This is a genomic window from Streptomyces kanasensis (genome assembly GCF_043077165.1).
GTDB lineage: Bacteria > Actinomycetota > Actinomycetes > Streptomycetales > Streptomycetaceae > Streptomyces > Streptomyces changanensis.
This window is the reverse complement of sequence record NZ_JBIBSF010000007.1, coordinates 276,137-291,636: the sequence shown is the minus strand read 5'-3', so window position 1 is coordinate 291,636 and position 15,500 is coordinate 276,137. Positions and strand designations below refer to the sequence as shown.

11 protein-coding genes are annotated in these 15,500 nt (G+C 75.5%); 4 read left to right on the top strand and 7 right to left on the bottom strand.

The genetic code is table 11. The annotated features are described in order from the left end of the window. Nucleotides 1–391: 391 nt before the first annotated feature. Entirely contained in the window at nt 392–805 is a 414-nt protein-coding gene (locus tag ACF053_RS19530; RefSeq protein WP_058942742.1) for a cobalamin B12-binding domain-containing protein, read from the bottom strand. A gap of 786 nt (nt 806–1,591) precedes the next feature. Here ACF053_RS19530 and ACF053_RS19525 point away from each other — a divergent pair. Both ACF053_RS19525 and ACF053_RS19520 read left to right on the top strand, forming a co-directional pair. After that, the gene (locus ACF053_RS19525; protein WP_391955025.1) at nt 1,592–2,326 is read left to right on the top strand and encodes an esterase/lipase family protein; all 735 of its coding nucleotides are present in this window, start codon (nt 1,592–1,594) and stop codon (nt 2,324–2,326) included. Nucleotides 2,327–2,550: 224 nt separating this feature from the next. Then, nucleotides 2,551–4,122 carry a M23 family metallopeptidase gene (locus ACF053_RS19520; protein WP_391955024.1) on the top strand — a complete coding sequence of 524 codons (1,572 nt, stop codon included), beginning with the start codon at nt 2,551–2,553 and terminating at the stop codon, nt 4,120–4,122. A 316-nt stretch (nt 4,123–4,438) separates the two neighbouring features. Here ACF053_RS19520 and pcrA read toward each other — a convergent pair whose 3' ends face one another. Beyond that, a complete protein-coding gene (gene pcrA, locus ACF053_RS19515) occupies nt 4,439–6,913 on the bottom strand; it encodes a DNA helicase PcrA (RefSeq protein WP_391955023.1) in 2,475 nt (824 codons plus the stop codon). Between the two features lie 412 nt (nt 6,914–7,325). On the opposite strand from pcrA, the gene ACF053_RS19510 reads away from it, so the two are divergent. Continuing rightward, nucleotides 7,326–8,597 (top strand): C40 family peptidase, encoded by a 1,272-nt coding sequence (locus tag ACF053_RS19510; protein WP_391955022.1) that lies wholly within the window; start codon nt 7,326–7,328, stop codon nt 8,595–8,597. Between the two features lie 299 nt (nt 8,598–8,896). Here the strand turns inward: ACF053_RS19510 and ACF053_RS19505 are convergent, their stop codons facing one another. Next, nucleotides 8,897–9,250, bottom strand: a complete 354-nt coding sequence (locus ACF053_RS19505; RefSeq protein WP_391955021.1) for a hypothetical protein — start codon at nt 9,248–9,250, stop codon at nt 8,897–8,899. Nucleotides 9,251–9,601: 351 nt separating this feature from the next. On the opposite strand from ACF053_RS19505, the gene ACF053_RS19500 reads away from it, so the two are divergent. Next, entirely contained in the window at nt 9,602–10,693 is a 1,092-nt protein-coding gene (locus tag ACF053_RS19500; RefSeq protein WP_391955020.1) for a C40 family peptidase, read from the top strand. A 22-nt stretch (nt 10,694–10,715) separates the two neighbouring features. Here ACF053_RS19500 and ACF053_RS19495 read toward each other — a convergent pair whose 3' ends face one another. From ACF053_RS19495 to ACF053_RS19480, 4 genes are all read right to left on the bottom strand, one after another. After that, complete coding sequence (locus ACF053_RS19495) at nt 10,716–11,843, bottom strand: alpha/beta hydrolase (protein ID WP_391955019.1); 1,128 nt, start codon at nt 11,841–11,843, stop codon at nt 10,716–10,718. Between the two features lie 425 nt (nt 11,844–12,268). Beyond that, nucleotides 12,269–13,006, bottom strand: coding sequence for a LuxR C-terminal-related transcriptional regulator (locus ACF053_RS19490; protein WP_391955018.1), 738 nt, complete (start codon nt 13,004–13,006; stop codon nt 12,269–12,271). Further along, nucleotides 13,003–14,289 carry a PspC domain-containing protein gene (locus ACF053_RS19485; RefSeq protein WP_391955017.1) on the bottom strand — a complete coding sequence of 429 codons (1,287 nt, stop codon included), beginning with the start codon at nt 14,287–14,289 and terminating at the stop codon, nt 13,003–13,005. Before ACF053_RS19485 ends, ACF053_RS19490 begins: the two co-directional genes overlap by 4 nt. Nucleotides 14,290–14,807: 518 nt before the next feature. Further along, entirely contained in the window at nt 14,808–15,212 is a 405-nt protein-coding gene (locus tag ACF053_RS19480; protein ID WP_391955016.1) for a type II toxin-antitoxin system PemK/MazF family toxin, read from the bottom strand. Nucleotides 15,213–15,500 lie beyond the last annotated feature (288 nt).

The following is a 15,500-nucleotide window of genomic DNA, read 5'->3' as shown; positions in this document are numbered from 1 at the left end:
GCGGGGCCCCGGGCCGGCCGGTGCGGCGCGAACCGGCGGACGGCCACGGGCCGGCCGGATGCCACGGGCCCGTGCGGACCCACCGGGCCGCCGGACCGGCGCGAACCGGTGCACGCCGGACTGGTGCGGTCCGAACCGGTGCGCCGCGGACTGGTGCGTGGCGGGCCGACGGGGCCGACGCGTGCCCACCCCGGGCCGGTGCGGGTCCCCGTACCAGTGGCGCGAGTGCCCAGGTCGGAGCGGGTCACCGCCGGTCAGAGCCGGGCACCCCGGGGTCAGTGCGGGTCAGCGGCCCGCACGTGCCCGGCACCCGCCCAGCGGGAACGGGCGGCCCGCCCGTACGGACGGCCGCCTCGGAAGGGCCCGACCCGGGCCCGCGCGGATGGCCGGGTCAGGCGTCGGCGGCCTGGCGGACGTTGGCGTTGACCCAGTCCACGATCGACGCCGTCGTCGCGCCGGGCGTGAAGATCGCGGCGACGCCCTTCTCCTTCAGCGGCGGGATGTCGCCCTCGGGGATGATGCCGCCGCCGAAGACCTTGATGTCCTCGGCGTCGCGCTCCTTCAGCAGCTCCAGGACCCGCGCGAAGAGCGTGTTGTGCGCACCGGACAGGATCGACAGGCCGATCGCGTCGGCGTCCTCCTGGATCGCGGTGTCCACGATCTGCTCCGGCGTCTGGTGCAGCCCGGTGTAGATGACCTCCATACCGGCGTCGCGCAGCGCCCGCGCGATCACCTTCGCACCGCGATCGTGGCCGTCGAGACCCGGCTTGGCCACCACCACGCGGATAGGACCGGTCACACCCATCACTGCCTCCACATGCGACCCCCGTACCTGTATGCCGGGGAGGTGAACGAACGTTATCGCCAGCATCCCGCAAGGGGCCGTTTCGCGGTCAAGAGCGAGGGGGAAATCACACGTGGGACATGTTCGCCACGGCCCCACCCGTACCGGGAGGGTCGTGGGTCACGACCGGGACGAATGCGACCGGAGCCGCGACGAGGTCGTCGTACCCCCGTGCCACCAGCCGCGCGGCACGGGGTATGACGCATCCCCACCCCTCGGATGCGGTGCCGCCCGAGGGCATACGGGGGGACGGAGCCCCCCTCCGTATGCCACTCGTCCAGGAGGTCCGCCATGCAGACACCGCCACCCGCCGGCACACCGCCTCCCGAGCGCCCGCCCGTCACCCCGAGCCCCGACGGCGCCGCAGCTCACTCCACGCCCGACGCCCTGGGCAGCCCCAGCGCCCCCGACGGCCCCGGCCCTCCCGAGGACCGCGAGACTCCCGAGGAACCCGACCGTCACGGCGCCCCCGGCACTCCCGCCGCCCCCCACGACCCGGGTTCCCCGGCCACCCCCGGCGCCTCCCAGGTCCCAGCCACTCCCGGCGCCTCAGGCACCCCTGCCGTCCCCCACGGCCCGGCCACCTCCCGGATTTCGGCCGCCCCCGGCACTCCCGCCACATCCGGCGGCCGCGCCGCCCCCCACCGCACCGCCACCCATCCCGCCCCCGGCCCCGCTCCCGCCCCTGGTCCCGCTCCCGTCCCCGGCGATGACTCCCGGCCCGACGACGCCCGGCACGGTGACGCGTTGCGCGCGGCCGTTCTGGAGGCGGTCGTCCTCGCCGGGCACCTCCTGCTCTACCCGAGCGGCCTCGTCACCGACCGGTGCGCCGACACGCCGTGCGGTCCGCGACCGCCCGTGCTCCTGCTCCACGGCCTGTCCGACAACCGCTCCGCCTTCGTCCTGCTCCGCCGCGCACTCGTCCGGGACGGCACGCGGCGCGTCGTGGCCGTCAACCACTCGCCGCTCACCCGCGACCTGCGCGCCGCCGCCCGCCGGCTGGCCCGCCATGTCGAGGAGGTGTGCGAGCGCACCGGCCGCGACGAGGTCGACCTCGTCGGGCACAGCCTCGGCGGCCTGGTCGCCCGGTACTACGTCCAGCGGCTGGGCGGCGACCGGCGCGCCCGGACGGTGGTCACCCTCGGTACGCCGCACTCCGGCACGGCGGCCGCGCCGCTCGCCGGGGTGCACCCCCTGGTGCGCCAGATGCGCCCCGGCTCGGCCGTCCTTCGGGAGCTGGCCGCACCGGTCCCCGGGTGCCGTACGCGGTTCGTCAGCTTCTGGAGCGACCTGGACCTGTGGATGTCCCCCGCCGAGACGGCGCGCCTGGACCACCCCGACCTCGACACCACGAACGTGCGGGTCACCGGGGTGGGACACCTCGCGCTGCCGGTCCACCCCGCCGTGGCGGCGCGGGTGGTCGCGGAGCTCGACGCCGGTCAGGCGCGATACGGAACCACGGGGTCCGTGTCGGCGGCGTGAAGCCGCCCCCACGGGGTCGAACGCATTTCGAACGTACCGCCAAGGCTCGGTGTGCGCTCCGCCGAAAGGCGGTCGAATGCCCGGTTCCCCGGGATGTAAAACCCTCGGAAGATTGTCGGTTGCGCATACCGCCGGGTACAGTCGCGCCCACTGCTTCCCCTCTGGGCCCCTACCATCGGGCCGGGCCCAGAACTGGTCCTGCTGCCGAGGCGAGAGAGAAGTTGGTGAACGACCAGCACCCCCACGCCGGCTACGTCGGAGACGACGCGTACGCCACCGGCAGCTTCACGACCGGCCAGTTCGGTCTGCAGGACGGCAGTTACGGAACCGGCGTCCACGACACCGGCCACCCCCTGGACACCGGCGCGTACGACACCGGCGCCTACCAGACCGCCGACCCCCTCTACGGCACCGTCCCGGGCGGCTACGACGCCGGGCACAGCGGCCAGTACGACACCTCGCAGTGGACGGACACCGCCGGATACGCCGCGTACACCGACCAGTCGGGCCAGTGGGACACCTCCACGTGGACGCAGCCGCAGGACGGCGGGCAGTACGCCGCGACGACGGCCACCTACGACACGACCGGCCAGTGGTACACGTCGGGCGTCGAGTCCTTCGAGACGGGCGCCTACGACGCGACCGCCTGGAACGTCCCGTCCGACACCGGCGCCCCCGCATCCGAAGAGGTCGCCCCCGCCGAGGCGTTCGTCCCCGAGCAGTACGACTACTCGGGCGCCGACGACTACGCCCCGGCCGGCGACTACGCGACGACGGACGACTACTCCACCACCGGCGACTACCCGGCCACCGGCGACTACCCGAGCAGCGACGACTACGCCGCGACAGGCGACCACGCCCCGGCTGACGGCGGGTTCGGTGACGCCGGCGAGGAGTTCGCCGCCGCCGACGGGGAGTTCGACGACGCGCCCGAGACGGGCGACGCATGGGAGCCTGAGCAGGACGGCGGCCCGTCGACGGAGACCTTCGACGAGCCCGTGACCGCGACGACCCCCGTCACGCCCCGCCCGGTCCGCCGTGCGGGCGGCACCCGCGGGCGGCGGCGCACCCCGGCGCGGCGGTCCGCGCTGCTGACGGTCGCCGTGCCGTCGGCGTGCGTGATGGGCGTCGCGGGGATCGCGGCCGCGTCCGTCAGCGGGCTGACGGAGGCGGAGGCGAAGGACGACGGCAAGGCCGTGTCCGCCGCCGACCAGGTCGCGGTGAAGCCGGTCGTCGCCAACAGCGCCCTCGACACGCAGCTCGCCGCGCTCGACGCCGAGGCCCTCGACTTCAGCGACCGCGCCAGCCGCACGCAGGAGCGCATCGACCTCAAGGCCCGCCAGGAGGCGGAGCGCAAGAAGCGCGAGGAGGAGGCGAAGCGCCGCGAGGCCATGCGCCCCAAGTTCGCGCTCCCGGTGGCGCTCCGCCAGCTCAGCGCCGGTTACGGCCAGGCCGGCGTCAACTGGATGTCGCTGCACACCGGGATCGACTTCCCCGTCCAGTACGGCACGCCCGTGATGGCGGCGACCGACGGGACCGTCCGCACGCAGTGGAACGGCGCGTACGGCAACATGGTCATCGTCACCGCGAAGGACGGCACCGAGACCTGGTACTGCCACCTGAGCAGCGCCAAGATCCGCTCGGGCCCGGTCAAGGCGGGCGACGTCATCGCCTACTCGGGCAACTCCGGCAACTCCACCGGCCCGCACCTGCACTTCGAGGTCCGGCCGGGCGGCGGCGCCGCGATCGACCCGGAGTCGTGGCTCCGCAGCCACGGTCTCAACCCCCGGGGCTGACCCCCGCCTTCACACCGGCGCGCCCCACCCCCCGGCCCCGACCCCCGGCTTCACGACGGCGTACGGCCTCGTCCGGCACGGCCCCGCCCGGCACGGTTCCGGCCGTACGCCCACGACCGACCGGACCCGCCGGCACCCGCCCCGCTCGCACGCCCCGGCCCGGCACTGCCGGACACGGCCCTCGGACGTACGCCGACCCGGACCTGACGCCCTCGCGGACGCCGGCCCGGACCTACGCCCGCGCCCGGCCGACCTACGCCCGCCCGCCCGGACGCCGGGCCGGACCTACGCCCGCGCCCGGCCGGGACGGTGCCCCTTACAGCTTCTCGACCGGCGCGTACCGCAGCAGCAGTCGCTTCGGCTTGCCGTCGCCGAAGTCGACGGTCGCCTGGGTGTCCCCGCCCGTGCCCGTCAGCGCCGTCACCGTGCCGAGACCGAACTGGTCGTGCGTCACCCGGTCGCCCACCGTCAGCGCGACCACCGGCTTGTCCGCCGTGCGGCGCGTCGCGAAACCGGACGGGCCGCCGCGGGAGCGGGACGCCGACAGGGAGGCGGCGACACCGGACGCGGGACCGACCGCGCCCGCGGGCGCGGCGGACGTCCGGCCCGTGCGCTTCCACTGCACGTGCTGCTCCGGGATCTCCTCCAGGAACCGCGACGGCGGGTTGTACGAGGGCTGGCCCCACGCGCTGCGCATCGAGGAGCGCGTCAGGTACAGCCGCTCCCGGGCGCGCGTGATGCCCACGTAGGCGAGGCGCCGCTCCTCCTCCAGCTCCTTGGTCTGGCCGAGGGCGCGCATGTGCGGGAAGACGCCGTCCTCCATGCCCGTCAGGAAGACGACGGGAAACTCCAGGCCCTTCGCCGTGTGCAGCGTCATGAGGGTGATGACGCCGGAGCCCTCCTCGTCGTCGTCCGGGATCTGGTCGGAGTCGGCGACGAGGGCGACCCGCTCCAGGAACTCGGCGAGCGTGCCCGCGGCGGGCGCGTCCTCACCCTCGGTCTCGCCGCGCTCCTGCTCGAACTCCAGGGCGACGGCCGCCAGCTCCTGGAGGTTCTCGATGCGCGTCTCGTCCTGCGGGTCGGTCGACGCCTGGAGCTCCGCGAGGTAGCCGCTCCGCTCCAGGACGGCCTCCAGGACGACCGCCGGGCCCGCGCCGGACTCGACGATCGTGCGCAGGTCGTCCATGAGCTGGTTGAAGCGCTTCACCGCGTTCGCCGAGCGGGCCGCCATGCCGTACGCCTCGTCGACCCGCTTCAGGGCCTGCGGGAAGGTGATCCGCTCGCGCAGGGCCAGCGCCTCGACCATGGCCTCGGCGCGCTCGCCGATGCCGCGCTTGGGGACGTTGAGGATGCGGCGCAGCGGGACGGCGTCCTCCGGGTTGGCCAGGACGCGCAGGTAGGCGAGGACGTCCCGGACCTCCTTGCGCTCGTAGAAGCGGACGCCGCCGACGACCTTGTAGGGCAGGCCGACGCGAATGAAGACCTCTTCGAAGACGCGGGACTGGGCGTTGGTCCGGTAGAAGACCGCGACGTCGCCCGCCTTCGCCTCGCCGCTGTCGGTGAGGCGGTCGATCTCGTCGGCGACGAACTGGGCCTCGTCGTGCTCGGTGTCCGCGACGTACCCGGTGATGCCGGCGCCGGTGCCGGCGTTCGTCCACAGGTTCTTGGGACGGCGGCTCTCGTTGCGCTCGATGACGGCGTTGGCGGCGGACAGGATCGTCTGCGTGGAGCGGTAGTTCTGCTCCAGCAGGATCGTCGTCGCCTCCGGGTAGTCCTCCTCGAACTGGAGGATGTTGCGGATGGTCGCGCCGCGGAAGGCGTAGATCGACTGGTCGGCGTCGCCCACCACGCACAGCTCGGCCGGGCCCAGGTCCTCGGACCCCTCCCCCACCAGCTCCCGCACGAGGGTGTACTGCGCGTGGTTGGTGTCCTGGTACTCGTCGACGAGGACGTGCCGGAAGCGGCGGCGGTAGTGCTCCGCGACGTCCGGGAACGCCTGGAGCAGGTGGACCGTCGTCATGATGATGTCGTCGAAGTCCAGGGCGTTGGCCTCGCGCAGCCGCGCCTGGTACATCCGGTACGCCTCGGCGAGGGTCTTCTCGAAACCGTCGGCGGCCTGGTCGGCGAAGGTCTCCTCGTCGATCAGCTCGTTCTTCAGGTTGGAGACCTTGGCGCTGAACGACTTCGGCGGGTACCGCTTGGGGTCGAGGTCGAGGTCCCGGCACACCAGGGCCATGAGCCGCTTGGAGTCGGCCGCGTCGTAGATCGAGAACGACGACGTGAAGCCGAGCCGCTTGGACTCGCGGCGCAGGATGCGGACGCACGCGCTGTGGAAGGTCATCACCCACATGGCGTTGGCGCGCGGGCCGACGATCTGCTCGACCCGCTCCTTCATCTCGCCGGCGGCCTTGTTGGTGAAGGTGATGGCGAGTATCTGCCCCGGGTGGACGTTCCGCGTGGCGAGGAGGTGCGCGATGCGGTGCGTGAGGACGCGCGTCTTGCCCGAGCCGGCGCCGGCGACGATGAGCAGCGGCGAACCGGTGTGGACGACGGCGGCGCGCTGCTGCTCGTTCAACCCGTCGAGCAGGGCCTCCGGGTCGACGACCGGGCGCGGCGAGCCGTCCCGGTAGAACGGGTCCCGGGCCGGTGGCACGTCGAACTTCCCCCCGAAGAGGTCGTGCGGGACCTCCTCCGCGGCCGGGGTGGCCTCGGAGTCCTCGGGCGGCGGCGGCTCGTCCGCGGGGTGGTTGCGGAGGTCCGCCAGGAAGCTGTCGTCAAAGAGGCTGCTCATCGCCTACCGAGTCTAGGCGGACCCACCGACAAGCCGGGGCGGAACCGGGCGCCTCACCGAGGGCCACTCCCGGTCACCCAGCGCAAGGTCACGGAAACGTATCGGGCATATCGCTCGGTGACCTTCACAGCGCCGCCACAGGTTGGCTAGCGTGCTCGCCCAAGCGGCCCGTCCCCCTTTTCGGCGACCCGCGCCGATCGAGCCGCCGCCGCCGTTCCCGGCGCGCCCCCGCCTGCCCGCCCACGGCCGGCGCGCGGCCACCGGGAGCCGGGGAGACCACCCAGCAGGACGGGGTGGACCGGTGCACGCCGCCGCCCGCGGCGGGACCGTGGGGCACCTTCCGCATCCGCGCCCGCACCCAGCCACCCGACGGCTCTCCCGGCAGGCGGTCCACGGAAGGAGATGCCGACCCTTGGCGTCGCATCGCAAGCCGCGCAACCGCACCACCGCTCGTACGGTACGTGCCCACTCCCCCGCCGTCGGGTTCACGACGGCCGCCCTCGCCTCCGTGACTCTGCTGTCCAGCCAGCCCGCGGCGGCCGGTCCCGCCGTCGCCGCCCCGGGGCCCGGCGGCGGTCCCACCGTCGACGAGGTCCAGCGCAAGGTCGACGACCTGTACCGGCTGGCCGGGACGGCCGCCCAGCGGTACCCGTCACACCCGGCGTACCCCGGGGCCGGGCCGGCCGCCGAACGGTCACGGCCCGGCGACCGCGTCGGTGGTGGCGACGGCGGTGGCGGGGCGCGGGAGGGCGGTGCGGTGCGCGGCCGGCTCCTCGACCCGCCCGGGCCGGCGCCCGAGCGGGTTCCGGGTCCGGCTCCGGCTCCGGCTCCGGCTCCGGAAGGTGCCGGGGGCGTCGAGGCTCCGGTGCCCGAGCCCCCCGCGGCGTCGCGGGAGGCGGTGCGCACCGCCAAGCGGACCGTGCAGGCGAAGCTGGCCGGGGCGCGCGCCCTGGTGGCCCGGGCGGCGGACGCGGGGCACCGACTGTCCGGCGCGGCTCCGGCGGGACGGGTCTGGGAGGGGCCAGGAGGGCCCGCCTGGGAGGGCCGGCCGTGGCAGACGCCCGCCCCGTCGGCACCGGAGCTCCCTCCGGCCCCGGTGGACGGGGCCGCCGGGGCGGGGGGCACGGCCGGAGCGGGTTGCACGACCGGCACGGCGACGGCGACCGCGACGGACCTGGACGGAGGCACGCGTACGGGCACCGGTACCGGCGGCAGCCCCCGTGCCACAGCCCTGGCCGGGACCGTCGGCACGGCCGGGACCGTCGGCACGGTCCGGGGGGCCGACGTGGACGGCGGCGTCGGGGCCGCGCGCGTCGCGCACCGCCCCGGTCACGCGGCCGAGGCGGAGAAGGTCCTCGCCTTCGCCCGCGCGCAGCTCGGCAAGCCGTACGTGCGCGGCGCGAGCGGCCCGTCCTCGTACGACTGCTCCGGGCTGACCCGGGCCGCATGGAAGGCGGCGGGCGTGGAGCTGCCGCGCACCGCCGCGGAGCAGCTGGCGGCGGGGCGGCCGGTCGCGGCGGAGGAGCTGCTCCCGGGCGACCTGGTCCTCCTGGACCGGCAGCCCGGCCACGTCGGGATCTACGCCGGCGACGGCACGGTCATCCACGCACCGGGCCCCGGGGCGGGCGTCCGCGCGGAGCCGCTCTCCCCGACGGAGGTGGCCGGAGCCGCCCGCCCGGCGTGACCCCCGCCGCGGGCCCGGGTCCGCCCCGGATCCTCACCTGGCGTACGACCTCGCCCGGCGTGGTGGGCAGCATCCCGCCGGCGTCAAGGTGCACCCGCACGAGGTGGAAGCACCTCTGCCGCGTCACCGGCCACGACGGGCACCAGGACGCGCCGATCCCCTCCGACCCTGCGCCCGCAACGGGGCCGGCTCCCGCACGACGCGCGGCGCGGCCGGGCTCCCGGGACGGGCGGCGGGGCGGGGCGGGCTCCGGTGGGCGCGCGGCGCGGGGCGACTCCGCGGGACGGGCGGCGGGGCCGTCAGGTCCAGAGCGTGGCGATGAAGACGTTGGCAGCCGTGAGGGCGCCGACCGTGGCGAAGGCGCCCGTGCCGACCCGCTCGTCGTCCCGCTTGACGTAGACCAGGCCGAGGATCACGACCAGCAGCGCCAGCTTCACGCCGATCTTGACGTTGTCGACGGTCGCGCCCTCGGCCTGGTTCAGCCCGACCAGGGCCATACCGGTGACCAGCATGGTCAGCGCGCCGTGCAGCATGGCCGGAACCATGCGGGCCGTACCCGCCCGCATCGCCTTCACCTGGGTCAGGAACCCGCCGAGGAGCGCGGCGATGCCGAGGACGTGCAGGGCGACGAAGACGTTGATGAGCACGTTCATGGGGCGGAGCCTAACCACGGCCCTACCATCGCCCGTCGGCCAGGTCGGCCTGTTCCGGTACATCGGTCACGGCTGATGCGGAATGACAGGTTCCGTGCATGCCGGCGGCCACGCTCCGCACCGGAACCCACAGCCGCGGCCAATAGCGGTCACCCGCCCACTCCGCACCGCCGCCCGCGCCTAGCGTCCTCCCCCAGGCACCGACCCTCGTCCGGCCTCCGTCCGGCCCCGTCGGGCCCCCGCCAGGCCCGGACCGGGCACCCGCCGGAGGCGGAGCCTCCCCGTAGCCGGTGGCCGGCCGCGGCCGGCCGTAGGTGACGTGACATGACGTGAAGGGAAGTGAGCGCCCTCGTGGCAGCGCACCGCAAGCCCAGGCAGCGCCCGCTCGGCGGACGGGCCGGCCGCAGGGCCGCCACCCTCGCGCTGGCCGGGGCGGCCACGGCCACCGCGTTCGACGGGGCCGGGCACGCCGCCCCCCGGCCCGCCCCCGCGTCGCCGGCCGGGGCGGAGGTCGACCGCCTGTACCGCGAGGCGGAGGCCGCCACCGAGCGGTACAACGGCGCGAGGGAGCAGGCCGACGCCGCCCGGGACCGGCTCGACGCCCTGCAGGACGAGGCGGCCCGGCGCACCGAGCGGCTCACCGCCGCGCGTGACGCCCTCGGCGCGACCGCCGCCGCCCAGTACCGCGACGGCGGCCTCGGCCCCGCCCTGCGGCTGGCGTTCTCCTCCGACCCCGAGGCGTACCTGCGCGGCGCCGCCCTCACCGAGCGGATCGGCGACCGGCAGACCGCCGCCATCGCGGCGCTGCGCGGCCAGGTGGTCGAGATCAACCGGCTGCGCGGCGAGGCCGCCGACCACGCGCGGGAGCTGCGGACGCGGCAGGCGGAGGCGCACCGGCACAAGACCACCGTCCAGAACCGGCTCGCCGCCGCCCGGCTGCTGCTCTCCCGCCTCACCACCGAGCAGCGGGCCGCGTACGAGGCGTCCGAGACCGCCGGCGGCGGGCGCCGGGGCGCGGGGCGCGCGGCCCGCACCGCCCCGGCGGAGCGCCCCGCGGCGGAGCGTTCGGCGGCGGACTCCCTGCGGGCGCCGACGACCCGGGCCGCGCGGGCCGTGGCGTACGCGTACGGCGCCATCGGCCGGCCGTACCAGTGGGGCGCGACCGGCCCGTCGTCGTACGACTGCTCCGGCCTGACGCAGGCCGCCTGGCGGGCCGCCGGGGTGTCGCTGCCCCGCACCACGTACTCGCAGATCGGCACCGGCCGGCGCGTCCCGCGGGACCGGCTGGCCCCCGGTGACCTGGTCTTCTTCTACCCGGGCCTCAGCCACGTCGGCATCTACATCGGCGACGGGCGGATGATCCACGCCCCGCGCAGCGGTTCCACGGTGCGGATCGCGCCCGTCGACTCGATGCCCTGGGCGGCCGCCACCCGCGTCGGCTGACCCCCCGCGCCCCCGAGCCGGGTCACCGGCGGTGCGCCGCCGTGCCCGCGCCCTCCAGCCGGCGCGTCAGCCAGGTGAAGACCTCCGGCACCTCCTCCGCCCACGTGGACGTCCGGTGCCCGCCGACGACGCGGCGCACCTCGACGCGGGTCGGGGGCTGTGCGGCGGCCCGCAGGTCGAGGCCCTGCTGGTGACCGTCACCGCCGTCGCCGGTGTAGAGCAGGGTGAGGCGGGGCGGGGTGGGCGCGGCCCGCAGGAGGGTGAGCGGGTCGTTGGCCTTCCGCAGCCGCTCGTCCTTGCCGACGATGGAGGCGGGTTCGGCGGCCGGGTCGTTGTACCCGGACATGCTCACCGCGTACCGGTACCGGTCGGGGTGGGCCAGCGCGACCTTCGCCGCGCAGTGCCCGCCCGCCGAGAAGCCCGCCGCGGCCCAGCCGTCGGGCGTCCCCACGGCGCGGAAGTTGTCGATGACCATCTTCCGTACGTCGACGCTGACCCACGTCTCGGCGTTGACGACGCCGGGGACGTTGGCGCAGCCCGCGTCCGCGTCGCCGAGGAGCTTGGTGCGCGGCGAGACGAGGATGAACGGGGCGACCCGGCCGTCCCGCATGAGCGGCTCCAGCTGCTCGGTCACGCGCAGCCCGGCGAACCACGACGAGGGGGTGCCGGGGAAGCCGGAGAACAGCTCCACCACGGGGAACTTGACGTTCCGGTAGGCGGGGTCGTCGTACTGCGGCGGCAGCCAGACGTACACCTCGGCGCTCACCCCGGACACCTGCCCCTCCAGCAGCGTGGTCCTGAGCCGGCCGTCGGTGGACGCCGGGACGGGCCGGAACGTCTGCCGGGTCTTCGGCAGGTCGGCGACCCTGCGGCCGCCGAGCCCGTCCGGGCCGAGGTCGTCGGCCGACCGGACGTTGTCCTGCCGGCCGAGCAGGTCGTCCCAGTCGCTGAACAGGCCGTTGGCGTCGTTCACCGCGAGGAAGACCACGAGCATCGCGGTGACCTGCGCGAAGCCGACCATCGCGAGCCGTGCCAGACCCCGGACCAGGAGCGGCCCACGTACCCGGCCCCACCACACGAACGGCACCACGACAGCGACCACCGCGAGGGCGGCCGCGGTCACGAAGAAGGGCGTACCCGTCAGGCTCATCACGGTTCGTAGGAGGGCGCCGAGGCCCGGCGGGTTGCCGCGCATTCCCACCGATCGCGCCACAAACGGCCGCGGGACGGTGCGGTGGGGGGTCGGCGGGATGGGGGCCCGGTGGGGGTCGGGGGCCCGGCGGGGTCGGGGGCCCGGTGGGGGTCGGGGGCCCGGTGGGGGTCGGGGGGCGGTGGGGTACGGCGCCGGCCCTGCCTGCGCACGGCGCGGCGGTGGCGCGGCCGGGCACGGGGGCCCGGCGGGGCGGTGTACGGCCCGGCGGGGCCGGCGCGGTGCGGCGGGGCGGTGGCGCGGCTGGGTACGGCGCGGGCGCGGCTGGGCCGGTCCGGGCACGGCCCGGCAGGGCGCGGCGCGGCTCGGCGGGGCGGTGGTACGGGTCGGCGGCGCGCGACGGCGCCGGCGTGGCGCCGGCGCCGTCAGACGAGTCGGCGTGCCGTCGCCCACCGGGTGAGCTCGTGCCGGTTGGACAGCTGGAGCTTGCGCAGCACCGCCGAGACGTGCGACTCGACGGTCTTCACCGAGATGAACAGCTGCTTGGCGATCTCCTTGTACGCGTAGCCGCGCGCGATGAGCCGCAGCACCTCGCGCTCGCGCTGCGTGAGCCGGTCGAGGTCCTCGTCGACCGGCGGGGCGTCCGTCGACGCGAAGGCGTCCAGCACGAAGCCGGCCAGGCGCGGCGAGAACACCGCGTCGCCCTCCTGCACCCGGAAGACGGAGTCGACCAGGTCGGCGCCGGTGATGGTCTTGGTGACGTAACCGCGGGCACCGCCGCGGATCACCCCGATGACGTCCTCGGCGGCGTCCGACACGGACAGCGCCAGGAAGCGCACGGGGGACTCGGCGGCCGCCATCAGGGGCGCGCAGCGGCGCAGCACCTCGACCCCGCCGCCGCCCGGCAGGTGCACGTCGAGCAGGACCACCTCGGGGCGGGTCGCGGTGATGACGGTGACCGCCTGGTCGACGTCGGCGGCCTCGCCGACGACCTCCACGCCCGTCTCCTCCGTCCGCCCGATCTCGGCCTGGACGCCCGTGCGGAACATCCGGTGGTCGTCGACGAGCACCACCCGCACCCGGCGCTGCTCCGGAGCCCCGCCCGCCGGTCCGCCCACCGGTCCGCCCGCCTGTCCGTCCACCGGTCCACCCGTCTCCGTCATCCGTCCGCCTCCTGCGCCCTGTCCATCTCCAGCTCCACCTCGGTGCCGTCGCCCGGCGCCGACCGCACGCGCGCGGTGCCACCGTGGCGGCGCATTCGCCCGATGATCGACTCCCGTACGCCCATGCGGTCCTCGGGGACCGCGTCCAGGTCGAAGCCGGGCCCCCTGTCCCGTACGGAGACGAACACCGCACGGCCCTCGACCTCCGCGTACACCTGCACGGCACCGCCCACGCCACCGTACTTGGCGGCGTTGACCATCGCCTCGCGCGCGGCCTGCATCTGCGCGGCCAGGCCCTCGTCGAGCGGGCAGTCGCCGACGACGACCACCTCCAGCGGCACGCCGTGCTTGTCCTCGACCTCGGCGGCGGCCCTCTTGACCGCCTCGGCGAGCGTCTCCGGCTCCTCGGCCTCGTCCTTCCCGGTGCCCTCGGGCCGGTACAGCCAGTTCCGCAACTCCCTCTCCTGGGCGCGCGCCAGGCGCCGGACCTCGGCGGGGTCCTCGGCGTTGCGCTGGATCAGGGTGAGCGTGTGCAGCACCGAGTCGTGGACGTGGGCGGCCACCTCGGCCCGCTCCTGCGCGCGGATGCGCATCGTCCGCTCCTCGGACAGGTCCTGCGACATCCGCACCAGCCAGGGCCCGGCCAGCAGCGCCATCCCGGCCAGCACGGCTATCGCGGCCGTCAGCGCCGTACCGAGCTGGGCGGCCGAGCCGCGCACCACCAGGAACACCGTCAGCCCCATGCCGACCAGGGCCACCCCGGCGAGGCCGCGCGCCAGCTGGAACAGCCGCTTGCGGCTCCCGGAGTCGCTCCAGCGGGCCCGGCGGGCGTTGTCCGCCTGCCGCCACACCAGGACGACCCCGACGCCGACGAGCAGGGTCGGCCACACGTATCGGTTCGCCTCGCCGCCCAGGTCGACGGTGCCGACGAACACGGCCGCCCCGGCCAGCAGGGCGACCAGCGCCACCACCTGACCCCGGTCGGGCCTGCGGAGGCGGCGCCGCCCGTCAGGCGTGGTCGCGAACACCGTGCGCGGCTCGGTGGACCGCCCGCCGATCCCGAGGGGCACGGCGATCCAGAACGCGGCGTAGAGCAGGACGCACAGCGGCCCGTCGGCGAGGAACAGCCCGAGGAACGTCAGCCGCACCCACACCACCGGCAGCCCGAGGTGCCCGGCGAGCCCGCGCGCGACCCCGCCGAGCATCCGCCCGTCGGCGCTCCGGTAGAGCCGGCGCACGGGCGGGTCCTCGGTCGTCTGCGGCGGGCGGGCGGCGGCTGGCATGGTCCGATCGTCACACGCCCCCACCCGGCGGACATCAGGGCCGCCCCTGACCCCGACCCTGAGAACCCCACCCCCGCCACCCCGACCCCGGGCCCCGCGACCGTCCCCCCGCCCCCTCCACCGGCCCGTCAGCAGCACGGCGCACCGGGCACGCCGAGGCCGTCGGCACCCCCCGAAGCCGGTCCGAGGCCCCGGGCCCCGCACGGCGGGCGGGCCCCGCACGGTGGCCGGGCCCCGGGCGGGGGTGAAGTCTCGGTCGTGCAGGGCGCCAGGCGGAGGCGGGGAGCAGGAGCCGGGCGCCGGGCAGGGCCTGGGGCCCTGGGCGGCAACCGGAGGCAGGAGCCGAGCGCCCATGCAGGGGGAGCCGAGGCGGAGCGGGGGGCAGGGCAGGGCCGGGGGCCAGGCGGAACCGAGGGCCAGTACTCCAGCCGTAGGGCGTGATCTTGTTGCTGGAGTGCGGTGGAGAGGGGGCAGCGGTCAGTCGTCGACGAGATCGAGCTGGGCAGCACAGGCGTCCGCTACTCGAGTCCTCCGAGACGGCGGGCATCTTTGATCTCGCTGATCCTGGCAGCCGTCATCGGAGTCCACTCCCTCCTCTGTCCAGCGGCGCGGAGGGCCTCTCCGACCTCGCCGAGCTTCACGGAGGACAACACGCCCGCCCGCTCGATCAGGTCGTCTCGGGCCACGGTGGTCAGCCATGTGCACGGAGTAATGCCCGGAGGCGGGAACGCGAACCGCAGCACGCCGTCGAAGGGCAGTCCTTCCGGGGCTCCTACGGCCACTTCAACGCCCAGGCCACTGATGTCGACGCCCGCTGGCGCGACGACCTGCATCGCCTGGAAACTGGATGACTCCTCGTCTGAGAGCAGCACGACCGGGCGTCGCTCGTCGAAGTCGACCCACCAGACTTCACCGCGTTGCATGTGTCCTCCTGGCACGGGACGGCGGGCGAACGCTGCGTGCCCCGTGCGGGACACGGAAGGGATGCGGCCCCGTCTCCGCACGTCGTGACCGAGGGGCGGTGAAGACGGGCGCGGCCACCGTTGGTCATCGGTGCGTGAAGACTGAAGATCGTGCGGTGGCCGCGAGTCACAGCGTAGACCCAGCCCGCCGGCAGGAGCCGTTCGAGGTCCTGATGTCCCGGACAGCGGGCCGGTTCGCGCGGGCCGGGCAGGCCAGTCCGGCGAGGGGCGGGTAGGGGGTCGAGGGCG